This is a genomic window from Corynebacterium jeikeium (assembly GCA_003955985.1).
Classification (GTDB): Bacteria; Actinomycetota; Actinomycetes; order Mycobacteriales; family Mycobacteriaceae; genus Corynebacterium; species Corynebacterium jeikeium_D.
The window spans coordinates 447,710-468,828 of record CP033784.1 but is presented as its reverse complement, the minus strand read 5'-3'; the positions used below and the strand labels follow the sequence as shown (position 1 = coordinate 468,828).

At 58.6% G+C, this 21,119-nt stretch carries 14 protein-coding genes; 1 reads left to right on the top strand and 13 read right to left on the bottom strand.

The genetic code is table 11. The annotated features are described in order from the left end of the window. Window positions 1–646: 646 nt before the first annotated feature. The 4 genes from tuf to EGX79_02010 form a co-directional block, all read right to left on the bottom strand. Entirely contained in the window at window positions 647–1,837 is a 1,191-nt protein-coding gene (tuf, locus tag EGX79_02025) for an elongation factor Tu (GenBank protein ID AYX81064.1), read from the bottom strand. 502 nt (window positions 1,838–2,339) lie between these two features. Further along, complete coding sequence (fusA, locus tag EGX79_02020) at window positions 2,340–4,472, bottom strand: elongation factor G (protein ID AYX81063.1); 2,133 nt, start codon at window positions 4,470–4,472, stop codon at window positions 2,340–2,342. Window positions 4,473–4,771: 299 nt separating this feature from the next. Then, window positions 4,772–5,242: a 30S ribosomal protein S7 gene (locus tag EGX79_02015; GenBank protein ID AYX81062.1), complete on the bottom strand. Its 471-nt coding sequence runs from the start codon at window positions 5,240–5,242 to the stop codon at window positions 4,772–4,774. A 3-nt stretch (window positions 5,243–5,245) separates the two neighbouring features. After that, complete coding sequence (locus EGX79_02010) at window positions 5,246–5,617, bottom strand: 30S ribosomal protein S12 (GenBank protein ID AYX81061.1); 372 nt, start codon at window positions 5,615–5,617, stop codon at window positions 5,246–5,248. A gap of 542 nt (window positions 5,618–6,159) precedes the next feature. Here EGX79_02010 and EGX79_02005 point away from each other — a divergent pair. Then, window positions 6,160–6,807 carry an SDR family oxidoreductase gene (locus tag EGX79_02005; GenBank protein AYX81060.1) on the top strand — a complete coding sequence of 216 codons (648 nt, stop codon included), beginning with the start codon at window positions 6,160–6,162 and terminating at the stop codon, window positions 6,805–6,807. Between the two features lie 305 nt (window positions 6,808–7,112). Here EGX79_02005 and EGX79_02000 read toward each other — a convergent pair whose 3' ends face one another. The 9 genes from EGX79_02000 to nusG form a co-directional block, all read right to left on the bottom strand. Next, entirely contained in the window at window positions 7,113–11,084 is a 3,972-nt protein-coding gene (locus tag EGX79_02000; protein ID AYX81059.1) for a DNA-directed RNA polymerase subunit beta', read from the bottom strand. Between the two features lie 148 nt (window positions 11,085–11,232). Then, window positions 11,233–14,721 carry a DNA-directed RNA polymerase subunit beta gene (locus EGX79_01995; protein ID AYX81058.1) on the bottom strand — a complete coding sequence of 1,163 codons (3,489 nt, stop codon included), beginning with the start codon at window positions 14,719–14,721 and terminating at the stop codon, window positions 11,233–11,235. A 432-nt stretch (window positions 14,722–15,153) separates the two neighbouring features. Continuing rightward, on the bottom strand, window positions 15,154–16,119 hold the full coding sequence (locus EGX79_01990; GenBank protein AYX81057.1) for a DUF3068 domain-containing protein: 966 nt from the start codon (window positions 16,117–16,119) through the stop codon (window positions 15,154–15,156). 223 nt (window positions 16,120–16,342) lie between these two features. Then, window positions 16,343–16,726 (bottom strand): 50S ribosomal protein L7/L12, encoded by a 384-nt coding sequence (locus EGX79_01985; GenBank protein AYX81056.1) that lies wholly within the window; start codon window positions 16,724–16,726, stop codon window positions 16,343–16,345. Between the two features lie 124 nt (window positions 16,727–16,850). After that, a complete protein-coding gene (locus EGX79_01980; GenBank protein ID AYX81055.1) occupies window positions 16,851–17,363 on the bottom strand; it encodes a 50S ribosomal protein L10 in 513 nt (170 codons plus the stop codon). 387 nt (window positions 17,364–17,750) lie between these two features. Beyond that, window positions 17,751–18,383, bottom strand: coding sequence for a hypothetical protein (locus EGX79_01975; GenBank protein AYX81054.1), 633 nt, complete (start codon window positions 18,381–18,383; stop codon window positions 17,751–17,753). Window positions 18,384–18,637: 254 nt separating this feature from the next. Beyond that, window positions 18,638–19,342: a 50S ribosomal protein L1 gene (locus tag EGX79_01970; GenBank protein AYX81053.1), complete on the bottom strand. Its 705-nt coding sequence runs from the start codon at window positions 19,340–19,342 to the stop codon at window positions 18,638–18,640. A 101-nt stretch (window positions 19,343–19,443) separates the two neighbouring features. Continuing rightward, window positions 19,444–19,881, bottom strand: a complete 438-nt coding sequence (rplK, locus tag EGX79_01965) for a 50S ribosomal protein L11 (protein ID AYX81052.1) — start codon at window positions 19,879–19,881, stop codon at window positions 19,444–19,446. Between the two features lie 338 nt (window positions 19,882–20,219). Next, a complete protein-coding gene (gene nusG, locus EGX79_01960; GenBank protein ID AYX81051.1) occupies window positions 20,220–21,107 on the bottom strand; it encodes a transcription termination/antitermination protein NusG in 888 nt (295 codons plus the stop codon). Window positions 21,108–21,119 lie beyond the last annotated feature (12 nt).

Here is a 21,119-nt window from a genome sequence, read left to right as displayed (position 1 = left end):
CGCCCCAATTAAAGGGGCGTCGACCCTGTCAATGTTTCTCGACGCCGTCAGCAACTATGGCCAGCGCCAGAAATCAAAACTGGGTTGTGCATTACTTCAAAGCGATTTCGTCTTCGATCGTCATGGCAAATTAACTTATGGCCATGACCCGAGCGGACGAATAACGCCTTGCACTCAAATCCCAGTGGAAAACAAGTCCCCCTCGTGGGGCTCTTCATTTGCCTACTGCCGCTGTTAATTTGCCATGCCACCTCCGACCCCCGCGGTCGGGCGTGTCGCCCGTTTTCTCCGTGAGGCACGATTGGGAAGAAACTTCCCTACGTGGTCATGCTCGCCTTACCATAGGCGCTATGTCCAATTTCGTACTGGTTCCCAGCTGGGCCTGATACAACAATTGGCGCGAACGCCTTTGTTAAAGCAACCTCCGTATTAAAGCACGTCCGGGCTACGAATGTAAAATCACGATTCCAAAGTGCAACGTACATCACACCCATTACGGCACAGTCTGCTTGACGACGGCTATTGCGCCGCCCCGCCCGGTCTAGTGTCGGCTATGTACAGATACAAAAAATCCCGACTTCCGCTTACGCGGAGTCGGGATTCTTCTAAGACTTAAGTTAAAGCATTTCCCCTATGGGGAAAAGACTTACTTAACGATCTTGGTAACGCGGCCAGCGCCGACGGTGCGGCCACCCTCGCGGATAGCGAAGCGCAGGCCCTCGTCCATTGCGACCGGCTGAATCAGCTTGACAGACATGTCAACGTTGTCGCCCGGCATGACCATCTCGACACCTTCCGGCAGGGAAACAACGCCGGTGACGTCGGTGGTGCGGAAGTAGAACTGCGGACGGTAGTTGTCGAAGAACGGGGTGTGACGGCCGCCCTCATCCTTGGACAGGATGTAGACGGAACCCTCGAACTCGGTGTGCGGGGTGTAAGCGCCCGGCTTAGCAACGATCTGACCGCGCTCGATGTCCTCACGCTTGGTACCGCGGAGCAGCAGACCACAGTTGTCGCCAGCCTCAGCGGAATCCAGCAGCTTGCGGAACATCTCGATACCGGTAACGGTGGTCTTCTGGGACTTCTCCTTGATGCCCAGAATCTCGACCTCGTCGTTAACGTTCAGAACGCCGCGCTCAACACGACCGGTAGCAACGGTGCCGCGACCGGTAATGGTGAAGATGTCCTCAATCGGCATCAGGAACGGCTTGTCGGTCTCGCGAACCGGATCCGGGATGTTCTCGTCGCAAGCTTCCATCAGCTCGAGGATGGAGTTGACCCACTTCTCTTCGCCCTCAAGAGCCTTCAGAGCGGAGATGTGGACGATCGGAGCTTCCTCGTCGTAGTCCTGCTCAGCCAGCAGCTCGCGGACCTCCATCTCGACGAGCTCGATGATCTCTTCGTCGTCGACCATGTCGCACTTGTTCAGTGCAACGAGGATGTACGGAACGCCAACCTGGCGAGCCAGCAGAACGTGCTCGCGGGTCTGCGGCATCGGGCCGTCAGTAGCAGCGACAACCAGGATTGCGCCGTCCATCTGAGCAGCACCGGTAATCATGTTCTTGATGTAGTCGGCGTGGCCCGGGGCATCGACGTGAGCGTAGTGGCGCTTCTCCGTCTGGTACTCAACGTGGGAAACGTTGATGGTAATGCCACGTTCCTTCTCTTCCGGTGCCTTATCGATGGCATCGTAAGCGAACGACTCGTTCAGGTCCGGGAACTTGTCAGCCAGAACCTTGGTGATAGCGGCGGTAGTGGTGGTCTTACCGTGGTCAACGTGACCAATGGTACCGATGTTGACGTGCGGCTTCGTACGCTCGAACTTCGCCTTTGCCACTTTTAGTCCTCCTGGAGGTCTAGGTGGCCACGACTCTCGCAGCCACAATTTTGTGGTCACTCAATCCGCCTTCACAAGCATCAGAAGCCTTGAAGCTGTTCGCTTCCGACTTCGGAACGTGCGCGCGCAAAAGAGCACTATTCTTTCACTGTGCCAGTTACTCGATACTAGGGCAGGATACTGGAGTTTTCCAAACCAGACCAACCCCCTAGTTAAGGGTGGGTAACGGCCAGCAACTCACATCGTCATTTACCTGCATAAATGCTAGATATTTGAGCTGCGATCTAAAATCGGCCAACGATATGAATTGCGAGCAGCTACCCCCTAGAGCTTGCCTGTGCTAACACACGCCAACAGTCTGACGATGTCTCAGCACAGTCAAAGCTAGAGGGAATCTACTAAAGCTGCAGACCCTCGCACTGCGTTCTCTAAAAGAGTGACAGTGCAGTGCGTGCAGGGATGGGGTCAACTCTGATTGAGTGCCCCACCCTACCGGCGTGATTTAAGCGCCGGTACGAGCTGCAATGATCTCCTCGGCCACGGAGGACGGAACCTCAGCGTAGGAGTCGAAGATCATGGTGTAGTTAGCGCGACCCTGGGTCTTGGAACGCAGGTCACCAACGTAGCCGAACATCTCGGACAGCGGAACCAGAGCCTTGACAGCCTTGACGCCGGTGCGGTCTTCCATGGAGTTGACCTGGCCACGACGGGAGTTGATGTCACCGATGACCTCACCCATGTACTCTTCCGGAGTAATGACCTCAACGGCCATCATCGGCTCGAGCAGGACCGGCTTAGCCTTCTGAACAGCTTCCTTCAGAGCCTGCTGACCAGCGATCTTGAAGGCCATTTCGGAGGAGTCAACCTCGTGGTAAGCACCGTCGAGCAGGGTTGCCTTGATGTTCACCAGCGGGTAGCCGGCGAGGGTACCGTACTGCATTGCATCCTGGATACCAGCGTCGACAGACGGGATGTACTCCTTCGGAACGCGGCCACCGGTGACCTCGTTTGCGAAGAGGTAAGTTGTGGACTCGCCTTCTTCCACCTCTTCAGCGGACGGGGAGTACGGCTCCAGAGCAATGATGACGCGGGCGAACTGACCCGAACCACCGGTCTGCTTCTTGTGGGTGTACTCGAACTTCTCGACCGGCTTGCGGATGGTCTCGCGGTAAGCAACCTGCGGGTTACCGATGTTTGCTTCGACCTTGAACTCGCGCTTCATGCGGTCAACCAGGACGTCGAGGTGGAGCTCGCCCATACCGCCGATAACGGTCTGGCCGGTTTCCTCATCCAGGTGAACGGTGAAGGTCGGGTCCTCTTCAGCCAGACGCTGAATAGCGGTACCCAGCTTCTCCTGGTCAGCCTTGGACTTTGGCTCAATAGCAACGGAGATAACCGGATCAGGGAAGGACATGGACTCCAGAACGATCGGAGCATCCTGTGCACACAGGGTGTCACCGGTGGTGGTGTCCTTCAGACCAATGAAGGCGTAGATGTTACCTGCCACTGCCTCGTCAACAGGGTTCTCCTTGTTGGCGTGCATCTGGAACAGCTTACCGACGCGCTCCTTCTTGTCCTTGGTGGAGTTCAGGACCTGCTGGCCAGGCTCCACACGACCGGAGTAAACGCGGACGAAGGTCAGCTTGCCGAAGAACGGGTGAGCAGCAATCTTGAATGCGAGAGCGGAGAACGGCTCATCCTTAGACGGCTTACGGACCATATCGACGTCCTCGTCGCCCATCTGGTGGCCGTGAACCTCACCGATGTCCAGCGGATTCGGCAGGAAGTCAATGACAGCGTCGAGCAGCGGCTCAACACCCTTGTTCTTGTACGCGGTACCACAGTAGACCGGGTAGACCTCAGAGTTGATAACCATCTTGCGGATGGCGCCCTTGATCTCGTCCATGGTCAGCTCTTCGCCACCGAAGTACTTCTCCATGAGCTCCTCGTCGGACTCAGCGACGGTCTCAATGAGCTTCTCACGGTACTCGTTAGCCTTGTCGACCATGTCCGCCGGAATCTCCTCGACCTGCGCAGGAGTACCGATCTCAACCTTGCCCGGCCACATGAGGGCCTTCATCTCCAGCAGGTCAACAACGCCGTCGAAGTCATCCTCAGCGCCAATCGGCAGCTGCATAACCAACGGCTTAGCACCGAGGCGGTCAACGATGGTGCCAACGGTGTAGTAGAAGTCAGCGCCCAGCTTGTCCATCTTGTTGACGAAGCAAATACGCGGGACATCGTACTTCTGAGCCTGACGCCAAACCTGCTCAGACTGCGGCTCGACACCTTCCTTACCGTCGAAGACTGCGACGGCACCGTCGAGCACACGCAGGGAACGCTCAACCTCAACGGTGAAGTCGACGTGGCCCGGGGTATCGATGATGTTGATCTGGTTGTCGTTCCAGAAACAGGTCACAGCAGCGGAGGTAATGGTGATACCGCGCTCCTTCTCCTGCTCCATCCAGTCGGTTGTGGACGCACCATCGTGAGTCTCGCCGACCTTGCGGTTAATACCCGTGTAGTACAGGATGCGCTCGGTCGTAGTCGTCTTACCAGCATCGATGTGCGCCATGATGCCGATGTTGCGGACCTTGTGGAGGTCCTTCTTTACGGGAAGTGCACCTTCAGCCACTTGATTCCCCACTCGTTTCAAATCGGTTTGGCGGTGAGACTCAATCACGGGATTGCAATTGGCCGTCAAATCCGCCGTCGGTCGGGTTTGCTTTATCTATAATGCCACCGTCTTGGCGCGAAGTCGCGCCGTGACGTACACCTATTGCGTAAATTCTACGCAAGACATCGGGTGTAAGCGCCGGGCTGGCCCCTATTGAGTGACCCTTAAAGATCTGTGGACCTCGACCGACGCGCGCCGTTGACATACCGGCAGCTGCTTTACGACGGTGACCACTCGCGGCCTCCGTCGATAAGCGATTACCAGCGGTAGTGAGCGAATGCGCGGTTTGCTTCCGCCATCTTGTGAGTGTCCTCACGACGCTTGACGGATGCACCCAGGCCGTTGGATGCATCGAGAATCTCGTTAGCGAGACGCTCGGTCATGGTGTTCTCACGGCGCTGACGGGAGAACATCAGCAGCCAGCGCAGTGCCAGCGTGGTGCCACGGCCCGGACGAACCTCGACCGGGACCTGGTAGGTGGCGCCACCAACACGGCGGGAACGAACCTCAAGAGCCGGCTTGACGTTCTCGATTGCGCGCTTCAGAGTCAGCACCGGATCAGTACCGGTCTTCTCTTCGCACATCTCAAGTGCACCGTAGACGATGCGCTCTGCAGTCGACTTCTTACCGTCGATCAGAACCTTGTTGACCAGCTGCGACACCAGAGGGGAGCCGTAGACCGGGTCGTTGACGACAGGACGCTTCTGTACTGGGCCCTTACGTGGCATGGCTTACTTCTCCTTCTTTGCGCCGTAGCGGGAACGAGCCTGCTTGCGGTCCTTGACGCCCTGGGTGTCAAGGGAACCACGGACGATCTTGTAGCGGACACCCGGGAGGTCCTTAACACGACCACCGCGAACGAGCACCATGGAGTGCTCCTGCAGGTTGTGGCCCTCACCCGGAATGTAAGCCGAAACCTCGACACCGGAGGTCAGGCGAACACGAGCGACCTTACGAAGAGCCGAGTTCGGCTTCTTCGGGGTGGTGGTGTAAACACGGGTGCAAACGCCGCGGCGCTGAGGGGAACCCTTCAGAGCTGCGGTTGCAACCTTAGCCTTCTTGTCATGGCGGCCCTTGCGGACCAGCTGCTGAATAGTGGGCATGAAGCCTCTTTCTGTTTTCAATCCTCGCTGGACATTCTCACGACCGATGCCAACCGCAGCGGAGTAACCACCTTCCGTGTGAATGCATCACAAGAAAAGTTATTACTCATCCAGTGGTGAGCCCATCGGTTGAACGCAAGAAATGGAGGGATTTTGAACGTGCGAAACCCAGTCAGCCGCTCTCGCTGGCCTACTGGGTAATGTCTCAAGTTCCCAATTCTTTTCTGGGATCGTTGTATAACAGTACGCGAGCTGCGGGTTTAGTCCAAACACCCTGGTAATGGCCTATAAATTTCAAGCACTTTGAGCGCTTGTGGGCTTGGTGATCAAATTTTTGGGTGTTCAGCACGGCGCGCCTCGCCCCAAAAGACGCAGACGTTACTATGCCGGTTTGAATTGATAACTCGGCCAATTCTGCCGTCCGTTCGGTTTGCCCATAGTACTGTCCTGCATCAGCGCTGGAGAAACTTAATCGCCATGTTCACCACAGGCGAATGCCTTCTTCATTGCCAGCAGTGTACTGGCAGCGTATAGGTGGGGACATGTCTAAGAAGGTTATTGTCATTGGCGGCCACGGCAAGGTGGCCCAAATCTCTACTCCCCTACTTATCGACGATGGCTACGAGGTCACGTCTGTTATTCGCAACCCCGACCAGGTTCCGGATATCGAGGCTCTCGGCGCCACACCAGCCGTTTACGACATCGCCAGTCTCTCGACCGAACAGTTTGCGGACCTTCTCAGCGCGCACGACGCTGTGATTTGGTCCGCCGGCGCTGGTGGAGGTTCACCAGAACGGACGTACGCGATCGACCGCGACGCAGCTATTACTTCGATTGCCGCAGCCGAGCAGGCTGGCGTTAAGCGCTACGTGATGGTCTCTTACTTTGGTGCGGGCCACGACCATGGCGTTCCAGAGGATCACAGCTTCTTTGCCTATGCCGAGTCCAAGGCTGCAGCCGACGAAGCGCTGCGCGCTTCAAACCTGGAATGGACCATTCTCGGCCCGAGTGCGCTCACGCTCAACGAGGGCCAGGATTCCATCGACACCACGGCGGACAAGGCAGGCGAGGTCGCTCGTGCGACCGTTGCCAATGTCATCGCGCAGGCCGTGTTCAACGAGGCTACCGTTGGTCGCATGATTAACTTCAACGAGGGCAACACCCCGATTGCAGAGGCTTTCAAGATGTAGAGGAGGGAGGTCGGGACGGAACCCCTAGGCCCTTCCTCCCCTGCCCCTTGCCTCTGTTCCTATCGCCTTTCTTCAGTCTCCAGCCGAGTTTTCCAGTTGGGTTGCCTCGACAAAGAAAAATCCTCCGGCACGACCGTGACGAACTAGCAATCCGCTAGTAAGCCACAACTGTGCCGGAGGATTTTTCCGGTTGCCACCTAACAGTTAGCGCACGAAGCCCCAACTGTCAGGCGAGGTGCTTTGCCAGACAGTGACCGAGGGAATTCTCCCGCTCCCCCCAGCCGCTGCCGCAAAGCTATTGATTTTTACTCGAAGGTTCCGATGTCATCCAGCGGAACTGCGGAACCGACCTGGTCGATGCCGTAGGTGTCCTCGGCACCGTAGAAGCCCTCGCCGAAGGAAGCGAACGGGGCGGCTGCCTGGCGGGCAGCTTCCTCAGTCGGCTCAACCGTGATGTTGCGGTAGCGCGAGATACCCGTACCAGCCGGGATCAGCTTACCGATGATCACGTTCTCCTTCAGGCCGATGAGCTTATCCGAGCGCTTGTTGATAGCGGCGTCGGTAAGCACGCGCGTCGTCTCCTGGAAGGAGGCGGCGGACAGCCAGGACTCGGTGGCCAGCGATGCCTTGGTAATACCCATCAGCACGCGACGGCCTTCGATGACGCTGCCACCGGAGGCGACAATCTCGCGGTTCTTCGCCATGACCGTGGAGCGCTCGACCAGTGCACCTGGCAGCAGTTCGGAGTCACCTGGCTTAGACACAATCACGCGGCGCAGCATCTGGCTGACGATAACCTCGATGTGCTTGTCGTGAATGGCCACACCCTGATCACGGTAGACCGACTGGACTTCCTCGATGAGGTGGCGCTGGACGCCTCGGCGGCCCAGAACCTCGAGGACCTCGTGCGGATCGGCAGCGCCCTTGAGCAGCTGCTGACCCTTGACCACATGGTCACCATCGCGGATGGCGCGACGACGGCCATCGACAGTGATTTCAGCCAGGCCCTGACGCTTGGACAGCTTGTCGTAAACAACCTCGTCTTCGCTGTTGGCATCCGGGATGAGGGTGAGCGTGTAGAAGTGCTCGTCCTCCTCCAGGCGCACGCGACCGTTTTCGCGGACCAGCGGAGCCTTGTTCTTCGGCACGCGGGCCTCAAACAGCTCCTGGACACGCGGCAGACCACCGGTAATGTCGCCACCGACACCACCCTGGTGGAACGTACGCATGGTCAGCTGGGTACCCGGCTCACCAATGGACTGCGCAGCAACAATACCGACAGCCTCTCCGATGTCGACCAGCTTGCCGGTTGCCATCGAGCGACCGTAGCACTTGGCACAGACACCGGTTGCGGTGGAACAGGTCAGAACCGAGCGGACCTTGACTTCCTTGACACCGTGGCTGAGAGCCAGGGTGATGTGGTCGTCGTTCAGGTCGGTGTCAGCCGCGATAAGGACATTGCCCTCAGCGTCGGTGACATCGGCTGCCAGCACACGAGCAATCGCGGCGGTCTCGACATACTTCGCACGACGGATCTCGCCGGTCGGGTTGCCGGCTGCGTCCAGAACATCCTCGCCGATCTCGACAATGACACCATCGTGGGTGCCACAGTCCTCTTCGCGAACGATGACGTCCTGCGCAACGTCGACCAGACGACGGGTCAGGTAACCCGAGTCAGCGGTACGAAGCGCGGTATCGGCCAGACCCTTACGGGAACCGTGCGAGTTGTTGAAGTACTCGAGAACCGACAGGCCTTCGCGGAAGGAGGTCTTAATCGGACGGGTGATGTATTCACCACGCGGGTTCGTAACCATACCCTTCATGCCGGCCAGCGAGTGAATCTGGCCCATGTTACCGGCAGCACCCGACTTCACGATCATCGGAATCGGATTGTCATCCGGGTACAGAGCCTCGACCTTTTCACCGACCTCAGCCGTCGCAGCCTTCCACAGGTTAACCAGCGACTCGTGACGCTCAGCAGCCGAGAGCTTACCGCGGCGGAACTTCTTCTCCACCGTGGCGGCCTTCTCTTCGTAGCCGTTTAGGATCTCCCGCTTGTTCGGGAGAACCAGCACGTCAGACATAGCAATGGTGACACCAGAACGGGTAGCCCAGTAGAAGCCAGCATCCTTGAGCTTGTCGACGGTCTGAGCGACCGTGATCATCGGGTACTTGGCAGCCAAGTCGTTGATGATCGCAGCCTGCGGCTTCTTAGCCATAACGCCTTCGACGTATGGGTAGTTCCACGGCAGCAGGTCGTTGAACATAACGCGGCCCAGCGTGGTCGAAGCCAGCCAGGTATCGCCCTTGTTCCAACCGTCTGGGAACTGCTCGGCCTCAATCTCGGCCGGCGGACGCAGGTGGCTGATGCGCACCTTAATCGGGCTCTGCAGACCAATTGCACCGCGGTCGTAAGCCATGATGGCCTCGGCCGGGCTGGTGTAAATACCCTGCTCCGGTGCGTCCTCGGTGGCATCCTGGTGGCCACCCGGCAGCTCCGGCTTCTCCAGCGTCAGGAAGTACAGGCCAGTGACCATATCCAGACGCGGCATAGCCAGCGGCTTACCGGAAGCCGGCGACAGAATGTTGTTCGAGGACAGCATCAGGACGCGAGCCTCGGCCTGTGCTTCAGCGGACAGCGGCAGGTGGACTGCCATCTGGTCACCGTCGAAGTCGGCGTTGAAAGCCTCACATGCCAGTGGGTGCAGCTGAATTGCCTTACCCTCAACCAGGACCGGCTCGAAAGCCTGAATACCCAGGCGGTGCAGCGTAGGTGCACGGTTCAGCAGGACCGGGTGTCCGGTAATGACATCTTCGAGGACGTCCCACACCTCTGGGCGCTGACGCTCAACCATGCGCTTCGCGCTCTTGATGTTCTGCGCGTAGCTCTTGGCCACGAGCTCCTTCATCACGAACGGCTTGAACAGCTCAAGTGCCATCAGCTTCGGCAGACCACACTGGTGCAGCTTCAGCTGCGGGCCGACGATAATAACCGAACGGCCGGAGTAGTCAACACGCTTACCCAGCAGGTTCTGACGGAAACGACCCTGCTTACCCTTGAGCAGGTCGCTCAGGGACTTCAGCGGGCGGTTACCCGGACCAGTGACCGGGCGGCCGCGACGTCCATTGTCGAACAGTGCGTCAACGGATTCCTGAAGCATGCGCTTCTCGTTGTTGACGATGATCTCCGGAGCGCCGAGGTCGATCATGCGCTTCAGGCGGTTGTTGCGGTTGATGACACGACGGTAGAGGTCGTTCAAGTCCGAGGTCGCAAAGCGGCCACCGTCGAGCTGCACCATCGGGCGCAGCTCCGGCGGAATCACCGGGATGCAGTCGAGCACCATAGCGGCTGGGTCGTTGCCGGACTGCAGGAATGCAGTGACAACCTTCAGGCGCTTGAGGGCGCGCATCTTCTTCTGACCCTTGCCGTCGCGAATAATCTCGCGCAGCTCCTCGGCCTCCTTGGCCAGGTCGAAGTTGCGGATCAGGGTCTGAATAGCCTCAGCACCCATACCACCGGTGAAGTAGTCCTCGTAGCGGTCGACGAGCTCGGTGTAAATACCCTCGTCGATAATCATCTGCTTCGGCTCGAGCTTGATGAAGGTGTTCCAAATCTCATCGAGACGATCCAGCTCGCGCTGGGCGCGCTCACGGATGTGGCGCATCTCGCGCTCGGCTGCAGACTGAACCTTCTTGCGGGCGTCAGCCTTGGCACCGGCTGCCTCGAGCTCAGCCAGATCCTCTTCCAGGGTCTGGGCGCGCTCGGCCAGCTCCTGGTCGCGGTCGTCCTCAACCAGCTTCTTGTCCACGAGCATGTCTGCTTCGAGGGTTTCCTGGTCGTTGTGGCGAGCCTCTTCATCCACAGAAGTGATGATGTTGGCAGCGAAGTAGATGATCTTTTCCAGATCCTTCGGAGCCAAATCGAGCAGGTAGCCGAGGCGGGACGGCACACCCTTGAAGTACCAGATGTGAGTGACCGGAGCGGCCAGCTCAATGTGGCCCATGCGCTCACGGCGAACCTTCGACTTGGTCACCTCAACGCCACAGCGTTCACAGATGATGCCCTTGAAGCGAACGCGCTTGTACTTACCACAAGCACACTCCCAGTCACGGGTCGGGCCAAAGATACGCTCACAGAAAAGGCCATCCTTTTCCGGCTTCAGCGTACGGTAGTTAATCGTCTCGGGCTTCTTGACCTCACCGCGAGACCAGCGGCGGATGTCGTCGGCGGTAGCGAGCCCAATCCGGAGCTCGTCAAAGTTGTTGACGTCGAGCACCTGTTTTCCCTTTCCCTCCGCATCGAAGTAATGCGGAAACCAAATTCTCTGCGGAGGTTTTTGTACGTTGTCGTCTGTGTTGGGTTATTCGCGAGTTAGGGCTTCCCGACCCTGATACTCACGCAATGTTTCGTCGTTAAGCGAGAAACTATGCGGAGTCAGCGTCGGAACGCTCATCGCGGGACAGGTTAATGCCGAGGGAAGCGGTCGCGTGGTCGAGTTCCTCATCGTCGGAGGAGCCCAACTCAACCGGAACGCCGTCGGCCGAAAGGACCTCAACGTTCAGGCAGAGCGACTGCAGTTCCTTCAGAAGCACCTTGAACGACTCCGGAATACCCGGATCCGGAATGTTGTCGCCCTTCACGATTGCCTCGTAGACCTTGACGCGGCCAACCACGTCATCGGACTTGATAGTGAGCAGCTCCTGCAGGGTGTAGGCAGCGCCGTATGCCTGCATTGCCCACACCTCCATCTCACCGAAGCGCTGACCACCGAACTGAGCCTTACCACCCAGCGGCTGCTGGGTAATCATGGAGTACGGACCGGTGGAACGAGCGTGAATCTTCTCGTCGACCAGGTGGTGCAGCTTCAGCATGTACATGTAGCCCACCGAAACCGGGAACGGGAACTTCTCGCCAGAGCGGCCGTCGAACAGCGTGGCCTTACCGTCAGCGTTGACCAGCACCTCGCCGTCACGGTTCGGGCGGGACGACGCGAGCAGACCAGCGAGCTCCTCGTTCTCAGCACCGTCGAACACTGGGGTTGCGACCAGGGAGTCGGACGGAACGTCGTGCAGGTCTGCCGGAAGACGCTTAGCCCAATCCGGGTCGCCCTCAATGCTCCAGCCGGCCTTCGCCAGCCAGCCGAGGTGAACCTCGAGGACCTGGCCGATGTTCATACGACGCGGAACACCGTGGGTGTTCAGAATGATGTCGACCGGGGTGCCGTCCGGCAGGAACGGCATGTCCTCCTGCGGCAGGATCTTGCCGATAACACCCTTGTTACCGTGGCGACCTGCCATCTTGTCGCCGTCCTGGATCTTGCGCTTCTGCGCAACGTAGACGCGGACCATCTCGTTGACACCCGGTGCCAGGTCGTCATCGTCTTCACGGGAGAAGACGCGGACGCCGATGACCTTGCCGGACTCACCGTGCGGGACACGCATGGAGGTGTCACGGACCTCGCGGGACTTCTCGCCGAAGATAGCGCGCAGCAGGCGCTCCTCCGGAGTCAGCTCAGTCTCACCCTTCGGGGTGGTCTTAGCGACCAGGATGTCACCGTCGCGAACGTCGGCACCGATGCGGACGATACCGCGGTCATCCAGATCCTTCAGCATCTCCTCGGATGCGTTCGGGATGTCACGGGTGATTTCCTCCGGACCCAGCTTGGTGTCGCGGGCATCAATCTCATGCTCCTCGATGTGAATCGAGGTCAGGATGTCCTCCTCAACCATGCGCTGGTTCAGGATGATGGCGTCCTCGTAGTTGTGTCCTTCCCACGGCATGAATGCCACGAGCAGGTTCTTACCAAGTGCCATCTCACCGTTGTCGGTACCCGGACCATCAGCGATGACCTGGCCGGCCTCAACACGCTGGCCTTCGTCAACCAGTGGCTTCTGGTTGTAGCAGGTGCCCTGGTTGGTGCGTTCGAACTTGCGCAGCAGGTAGGTGTGGCGCTGGCCCTCATCGTCCATGATGGTGATGAAGTCTGCCGACACCGTCTCGACCACACCGGTGACCGAAGCGACAATGACATCGCCGGCGTCGTAAGCAGCACGCTGCTCCATACCGGTACCGACGAACGGAGCCTCCGAACGCAGCAGCGGCACAGCCTGACGCTGCATGTTCGCACCCATCAGGGCACGGTTAGCGTCGTCGTGCTCGAGGAACGGAATCATGGCGGTAGCCACGGAGACCATCTGACGCGGGGAAACATCGAGGTAGTCGACCTCATCGGCGCGGACGGACTCGACGTCACCACCCTTCTTACGAACAGACAGGGTCTCCTGAACGAAGTGGCCGTTCTCGTCGATCGGGGTGTTGGCCTGCGCGACGACGTAGCGGTCTTCCTCATCAGCGGTGAGGTAGTCGACCTCGTCGGTGATGACACCATCGCGGACGCGACGGTACGGAGTCTCAATGAAACCGAACGGGTTCACGCGTGCGTAGCAGGACAGCAAACCAATCAGGCCAATGTTCGGACCCTCTGGGGTCTCAATTGGACACATGCGACCGTAGTGGGACGGGTGAACGTCTCGAACCTCAAGGCCAGCACGGTCACGGGTCAGACCACCCGGGCCCAGTGCGGACAGACGACGCTTGTGGGTCAGGCCCGACAGCGAGTTGTTCTGGTCCATGAACTGGGACAGCTGGGAAGTACCGAAGAACTCACGGATAGCCGCGGAAACCGGGCGCACGTTAATCAGGGTGGTCGGCTGGATCGACTCCACGTCCTGAGTGGTCATGCGCTCACGAACCACGCGTTCCATGCGGGACAGACCCACGCGGACCTGGTTCTGAATCAGCTCGCCTACGGTACGCAGACGACGGTTACCGAAGTGGTCGATATCGTCGGTCTCAACCGGGATTTCGACGCCTTCCGGCGAGGTCATAACATTCTCGCCGTCGTGCAGACGCACGAGGTATTCGATGGTGGTAGCAATATCCTGCTCGGTCAGAACCATCTCGCCGGAGGCATCAGCGCCCAGGCCCAGCTTGCGGTTGACCTTGTAGCGACCGACCTTAGCCAGGTCGTAGCGCTTCGGTTTGAAGAAGTTGTTCTCCAGCAGAGCCAGCGCGGACTCGCGCGTCGGCGGCTCACCCGGGCGCTGCTTGCGGTAAATCTCCAGCAGGGCCTCGTCGGTGTTTGCAACACCGTCCTTCTCCAGGGTGGCCATCATGATCTCAGAGAAGCCGAAGCGCTCCTTGATCTCCTCGGTGGTCCAGCCGAAAGCCTTCAGCAGAACCGTGACCGGCTGGCGACGCTTACGGTCAATACGAACGCCGACGGTGTCCCGCTTGTCGACGTCGAACTCCAGCCACGCACCGCGCGACGGAATAATCTTCACCGAGTGCAGCGGGCGCTCGGTGGACTTGTCGATGGTCTCATCGAAGTAGACGCCCGGAGAGCGCACCAGCTGAGAAACAACGACACGCTCAGTTCCGTTGACGATGAACGTACCCTTGTCCGTCATCATCGGGAAGTCACCGATGAAGACGGTCTGGCTCTTGATCTCACCGGTCTCGCGGTTGGTGAACTCCGCGGTGACGTAGAGGGGAGCCGAGTAGTTGATGTCCTTATCCTTGGACTCATCCACGGTGTTCTTGACGGAGTCGAACCATGGGTCCGACAGCGTCAGGGACATCTTCTGGGAGTAGTCCTCGATCGGAGAGAGCTCTTCTAGAATATCTTCGAGACCGCTGGTAACCCGAGCGTCTTCTCCGAGCTCCTCCTGGCGACGAGCACGCCACTCAGGCGTGCCAATGAGCCATGCGAAAGACTCACGCTGCAGGTCGAGCAGACCAGGAACCGCAATCGGCTCCTGAATCTTTGCAAACGAGTACCTCTTCGAAGCTCCGGGAATACCGGTTACTGCCTTGGTCTGGCGGGAGACTGCCAAGATGCGTCCTTCCAGCACCTCACGCGGTGGAGCACACCGGCAACCGGTGGTGCGCTCCGCCCGCTTGGTTTATACGCGATTCAAGTTGCAGGAATTATTTCTGTTGCGCACCGGGATACTTTGCGTCTAACCTTTGGTCACACACGAAAGTGATTCCCCCGCCACTTGGCCTCCAAGACCAGCCTTTAAAGGCGAGCCCCGAGCCCTAACGGCGGCGTCGCAGCAACTCCTTTAACAGCTAGATGCACGAAAAACGGTGCTACATAATAGCCCCGCGCTCCGAGCGCAAACTATAAAAGAGCTGGCGACAGATACACTAATTCCAGCGCAACGATTTAGCCTATATCAAAAACTGGCAGTTGTCTAGTACAACTTGACAAATCGGGCGTGTCGCATTCACCCGTTACCGATATAACGATGAGGCCTGGGCGCTATGGCCGTCGTAAAGCGTTACTCTGTTTTACGACGGGTCGAAGGACGCACGATACCCACGATTGCGATGAATACCAGAATCGAACCGGACGCAATGAGGCCGATTGACCACGGCTCTAGAGCTGGGCGCTGGAAATTCTGTATTGCGCCAAAGAGAAGCTGATTGGAAAGGCCTTCGTCCATCTTGCCGTTGAAGCGCAGGTAGTCCATGATCGGCTCGCCATCGCGGGTCTCCCACCAAAGGTGGATGTCCTCGGCCATATCGATGACCGAGCCAGACTTGGGCTCAACCCACAAATCACGGGTGCCCTGGTACTGGAGGAAGCCGGACTTGTCATCCTGGGTTAGCTGAGAGACGTAAGAACGGTACTTCTGGGCGAGATTCGTCTTCTCAATGTCCTGACGGAAATGCAGGACACGGTTACCACCGCGCTCCTCTTCCCCGACAAACTTTGCCGGCAAGGAATCGTGGAGGAGATCATCAAAGATCAGGTATTCCTTTTCCTCCGTGTCGGCCGGGAGCTTCACCCAGTTCCCCTCGAAAGCCACTGACCGTGGAACGCCCGCCATGCGGTCGACAAGCGTCGCAGGAGCCAGCGCCTCGCCGGTGAGTCGGTCGATGGTCACCGTCCAGATATTGGCCTCGATAAGCTCCGTCAGCGGGTCGGTGCCGATAACCTCAGGGGGAAGCTCACGCATTTCAGTCACGCCGACACGGAGCGAAACCTTGTCCGCATCCGCGGGTTCGATGAGCACGCCGTGAAGCTGTCGCTGCAGCGGCGAGTGCACTTCTTCCCGCTTGCCCTCTTCGTTAATCCTGGTGGATACGCCGTCTTCCGCCCGCAGGGTATACGACACCGGCGGCAGGTCAAGCGGCATTTTGGGATCAACATTGAGCACTTTGGGCAGCAAAATGCCAGCAGCAAGCAGTGCGGTGCCTAGACCCAACAGAAGGATAGACAGAATTCTCGGCCGTGAGAGCATGTTAGATACTTTACAGGCCAATAAGGGTAATCAAGACAATGAGTGGGCTGGTTTTTGCCTCAACTCCCTGTGACGGGTGAGATTAGTGAGGTTTTGCCCGGGTCAGGTGGGTTAGCAAAGGCCCCAGGAACAAAAGAACCGCCAACCCCGGGCACGAAGCCCAGAATTGGCGGTCAGAATTGGTAGCTTTAGGCCACTACCGGGGCCGAGGCAAGTAATTGAATTACTTGAGGGCAACCTTTGCGCCAGCCTCTTCCAGCTTAGCCTTAGCAGCCTCAGCGTCGTCCTTGGAAGCACCCTCCAGGATAGCCTTCGGAGCGGACTCAACCATCTCCTTAGCCTCCTTCAGGCCCAGGCCGGAGACGATCTCACGGACAGCCTTAATAACGCCGATCTTCTTAGCGCCAGCGTCCTCGAGGACGACGTCGAACTCGTCCTTCTCCTCAGCAGCAGCCTCGCCGCCAGCAGCGCCTGCAGCAGCAACTGCAACCGGAGCAGCAGCGGTGACGTCGAACTCTTCCTCGAAAGCCTTCTTGAACTCGGTGAGCTCAACGAGGGTCATTTCCTTGAAAGCCTCGAGCAGTTCCTCAGTGGTGTACTTAGCCATGGATATTCTCCTATGAGTGTGGTGCGGCCGCTCCCCTCAGAGATCCCTGGGGTCGAAGCCGTCAAAGTGATATTGAAAAGTTTTTCGCGTGATTTAGTTCGCGTAGATCGCGAGCCGCTCGGGATTACTTCTTTTCCTCGAGTGCCGCAGCAAGGCGGGCAACCGAGGAGGTCGGAGCGTCGAGCAGGCCAGCGACGTTCGCCAGAACGCCGTTGAAGGCACCAGCCAGCTTTGCCAGCGTGGTCTCACGGTTATCCATATCCGCAAGAGCCTCAAACTGTGCTGCATCCATTGCAGCACCGTCCATGTAGCCGCCCTTGATCACGAGGTTCTTGTTGTCACCGGCGAACTTCTTAATCGCCTTAGCCGCATCCACAGCCTCGCCCTTGATGAAGGCGACTGCAGTCGGGCCGTTCAGGTGCTCATCAAGACCCTCAATCCCTGCCTCGTCGGCAGCGATCTTGATCATGGTGTTCTTGGCGACGGAGTACTTAACATCAGCACCGAGGGCGCGACGCAGTTCCGTGATTTCCGCAACGGACAGGCCGCGGTACTCAGTCAGCACGATAGCGTTGGACTCTTCAACGTCCTGCTTCAGCGCTGCAACAGCTGCAATCTTCTCAGCATTTGCTGCCATGTGTACTCTCGCCTCCTTCCTGGTCTTTGCAATTTTCCGCTCGGCCAAGTGAAGGATTCTTTTGCGCAAATACAACAAACGCCCCAATCCTCGCACAAGGATGGGGCGCACAATTCTTTTGGCATGTTCCACTTCAACTCCACCGACCCCAAGGTCAGCAGGTGAAGTCAAACTGCGCAAGCGCTTCCAAGTCCTCCTGCGTGGGCCGCTCACTGTATTTCTACAATGAAACCTTCAATCCGCTTCTTTCAAAGCGAATGACCGACGGTCTTCGGTGAAACTTGAGTACCAACCTCCATCTTCCCAACTCGATGTTGGTACCGATTGGAAGCCGGTCAAACTTCATGAAGAAACTTTATACCAGACCCTGGCAATTAACCAAATCGCCTATCCAAACCGCGCCGCACCTGGCTCTCCGAAGCGGCCGAACTCCAGGTCCTTCTCACGTTGCTGGACAATCATCTCGAGCTCGGCAAAGTACGCATTCAGGTCGTCGTCGGCAAGCCAGAGCACTTGGTCGGCGTAGTCGAGCACCACGCGCACCATGTCGTCGGGATGTGCGTCCAATCTGGCGGCGTCGAGAATATCCACGGTGAGTGTCAGTGCCACGCGCACAACCGGCGGGATCTGCGATGCCAAACACTGCTGCGCCACGACATTGCGCAGCTCGACGGCCTCCATCCGCGCAATGATGCGCAACAGCCGCACGACCACGACCTGCGCCGCCCGAGCTTGTAGAGCTTCCTCCTCACTCATCCCCGGAAGCACCACAGAGTCCTGGATATTGCGGCGAAGGACCTCAGCTACGCGCTCGTCCTCCCCTAGCCCCGTCAGTACCTCGCCCAGCAGAGTCTGTCCTGCGATGCGCAGGCAGGGCATGTCATAGGCGTCGTCGCCCAACGAGTCGAGATACGAGATGAGCTGCGGTTCAATAATTCCGGAACCGTCGTCGAGCTGCGCCAGGCGATTAATCTCGCCGAGCGCCTCCAGCCCTTCTTCGGGTTCCAAAATTAACGTCATAGTCGCGATTTTAAGCAACAAACTTTGGCTGTGAGTCCATTTCGCCTGGATTAGTTGTTTGGATTAGCAATTCGCTTTACGACGTCTACCGCGCCCAAGCCCCCACCGCGCTATCGATACCCCTTATGCCAATGCAAAACCGCCACCTTACACACTGTGGGAAAGTGCGCGCGGCGGCGGTTTTAAAGAGCTTTGCTCAGAGTCACTCTCGAGTGACTCGTGAAGAGCACACTCGCCTATCGGCTGATGCTGATTTAGGCGGTGTAGTCCTTGATCACGCTGGTGTCAACCGGGATGCCCGGGCCGTTGGTGGCGGAGACGGTGATCTTCTTCAGGTACTTACCCTTAGCAGCGGACGGCTTGAGGCGCATCAGCTCGTCGATAAGCGCACCGTAGTTCTCGGCCAGCTTCTCAGCGTCGAAGGATGCCTTACCGATAACAGCCTGCAGGTTTGCAGCCTTGTCAACGCGGAAGGAAATCTTACCGCCCTTGATCTCGGTGACAGCCTTAGCGACATCCGGGGTAACGGTGCCGGTCTTCGGGTTCGGCATCAGACCACGCGGGCCGAGGATGCGAGCCACGCGACCAACCTTGGCCATCTGGTCCGGAGTTGCGATGGCAGCGTCGAAGTCGGTCCAGCCGCCCTGAATCTTCTCGATCAGCTCCTCGGAGCCAACGAAGTCAGCGCCGGCCTCTTCAGCCTTGGTGGCGTTCTCGCCAGCAGCGAAAACAACAACGCGGACGGTCTTACCGGTGCCGTTCGGCAGGGAGACAGTGCCGCGAACCAGCTGGTCAGCCTTGCGCGGGTCAACGCCCAGGCGGATAGCGACGTCGATGGTGGCGTCGTAGTTCTTGGAGGAGGTCTCCTTGGCCAGGTTAGCGGCCTCGAGCGGAGAGTAGATGCGGCCGGCGTCGATCTTCTCGGCGGCGGCGCGGTATGCCTTAGAGTTCTTGCTCATGAAAAGTCCAATCTCAATTAAGTGAAATGGTTGGATTGTGGTGTGTAGCGGGCCGAAGCTGGCCCTACCACTTGATGAAGGTGCAGCTAAACGCTGACGGTTTACTTAGCGCCCTCGACGGTGATGCCCATGGAACGAGCGGTACCGGCGATGATGCGTGCACCCATCTCGATGTCGTTAGCGTTCAGGTCCGGCTTCTTCAGCTCGGCGATTTCCTTGCACTGCTCCCAGGTCACGGAACCGACCTTGTTGGTGTGCGGAACGCCAGAGCCCTTCTGAATGCCAGCGGCCTTCAGCAGCAGCTTAGCTGCCGGCGGGGTCTTCAGAACGAAGGTGAAGGAGCGGTCTTCGTAGACAGAAATTTCAACCGGGACAACGTTGCCACGCTGGTTCTCAGTTGCTGCGTTGTAAGCCTTGCAGAACTCCATGATGTTGACACCATGAGCACCCAGTGCCGGACCAACCGGCGGAGCCGGGTTAGCCTGACCAGCCTGAATCTGCAGCTTAATAATCGCAGAAAGCTTCTTCTTCGGAGCCATCGGATTAACCTACTTCCTAGTTACCGGGGCGCGCCGCCCCGATGAAAAGGCGACTCACCCCGTCCGGATGCCGACGCTTTACGACGACCCTTGCGCCCTCGACCATCATGGCCACTGGCGCTGGTCATTGAGTTGGTGCCAGCCACCGGGGATACGAATTACTTGGCGCATCTGTGCTCAAGGCACAAAAATGCACGCCTGGCTACGTTACCGCAGCGTATGGCGTGCATCAAAATCCGTTACCGGATTGGTTGCGCGAGCGAGCTAGCTGGTGCCTTGCTCGGCGCTTGGCTTGGCGGTGCTCTCCGCTTGGCTCTGCGCCTGGCTTGAGGTCGGGCCTAGTTCAGCTTCTCGACCTCATCGATGCCCAGCTCGACCGGGGTCTCACGGCCGAAGATGGAAACCAGAGCCTTCATGCGGCCGGTGTCCGGGTCGATCTCGGAGATGGTCGCAGCCACAGATGCGAACGGACCGGACAGGATGGTGACGGACTCGCCGACCTCGTAGTCGATGGCGACGGCCTTCTTCTCCGCCTGCGGCGCCGCTGCGACAGCCAGCTCACCGTCGGCATTTGCAGCTTCTTCAGCGGCGTCCGCGGTGATGGTCTCCTTCGGCATGAGGAACTTAGCGACCTCGCGAATCTTGACCTTGGACGGCTGGCCCTCGCTACCGACGAAGGAAGTAACACCCGGGGTGTCGCGGACGACGGACCAGGACGGGTCATCCAGGCTCATACGAACCAGAACGTAGCCCGGCAGCAGCTTGCGCTTAACGATCTTCTTCTTGCCGTCGTCCTTGCGCTCTTCGACTTCCTCAACCGGAACGATGACCTCGTGGATCTGCTCATCGACACCCATGGTCTGGGCGCGCATTTCCAGGTTGGTCTTCACCTTGTTCTCGTAGCCGGAGTAGCACTGGATGATGTACCAGTCGCCCGGACGACGCTTGAGCTCACGCTGGAACTCGCGCAGGCGCTTACGGTACTCGGCATCTGCGTCAGCAGCTGCCTGTGCCTCAGCGTCAGCGGCAGTCTCCTCTGCCGGCGCTGCTTCTGCTGCAGCAGTGTCAGCTGCGGCTGCGTCGGCTGCGGCTGCGTCGGCTGCGGCTGCGTCGGCTGCACCCTCGGCCGGAGCTTCTACCTGAGCCGGTGCGCCCTGCGCATCCTGCTCAGTTGCGGCAGCATCCGCGGACTGGGCGTCGGAGAAAATATTCTGACCATCATTCATGTCGTGCTAACC

Excerpts from the sequence above, each read along its gene's own strand:
- EGX79_02015 (AYX81062.1), bottom strand. The coding sequence starts at position 5,242 with ATGCCACGTAAGGGCCCAGTACAGAAGCGTCCTGTCGTCAACGACCCG.
- EGX79_02010 (AYX81061.1), bottom strand. The coding sequence starts at position 5,617 with ATGCCCACTATTCAGCAGCTGGTCCGCAAGGGCCGCCATGACAAGAAG.
- EGX79_02005 (AYX81060.1), top strand. The coding sequence starts at position 6,160 with ATGTCTAAGAAGGTTATTGTCATTGGCGGCCACGGCAAGGTGGCCCAA.
- EGX79_01990 (AYX81057.1), bottom strand. The coding sequence starts at position 16,119 with ATGCTCTCACGGCCGAGAATTCTGTCTATCCTTCTGTTGGGTCTAGGC.
- EGX79_01985 (AYX81056.1), bottom strand. The coding sequence starts at position 16,726 with ATGGCTAAGTACACCACTGAGGAACTGCTCGAGGCTTTCAAGGAAATG.
- EGX79_01980 (AYX81055.1), bottom strand. The coding sequence starts at position 17,363 with ATGGCAGCAAATGCTGAGAAGATTGCAGCTGTTGCAGCGCTGAAGCAG.
- EGX79_01975 (AYX81054.1), bottom strand. The coding sequence starts at position 18,383 with ATGACGTTAATTTTGGAACCCGAAGAAGGGCTGGAGGCGCTCGGCGAG.
- EGX79_01970 (AYX81053.1), bottom strand. The coding sequence starts at position 19,342 with ATGAGCAAGAACTCTAAGGCATACCGCGCCGCCGCCGAGAAGATCGAC.
- rplK (AYX81052.1), bottom strand. The coding sequence starts at position 19,881 with ATGGCTCCGAAGAAGAAGCTTTCTGCGATTATTAAGCTGCAGATTCAG.
- nusG (AYX81051.1), bottom strand. The coding sequence starts at position 21,107 with ATGAATGATGGTCAGAATATTTTCTCCGACGCCCAGTCCGCGGATGCT.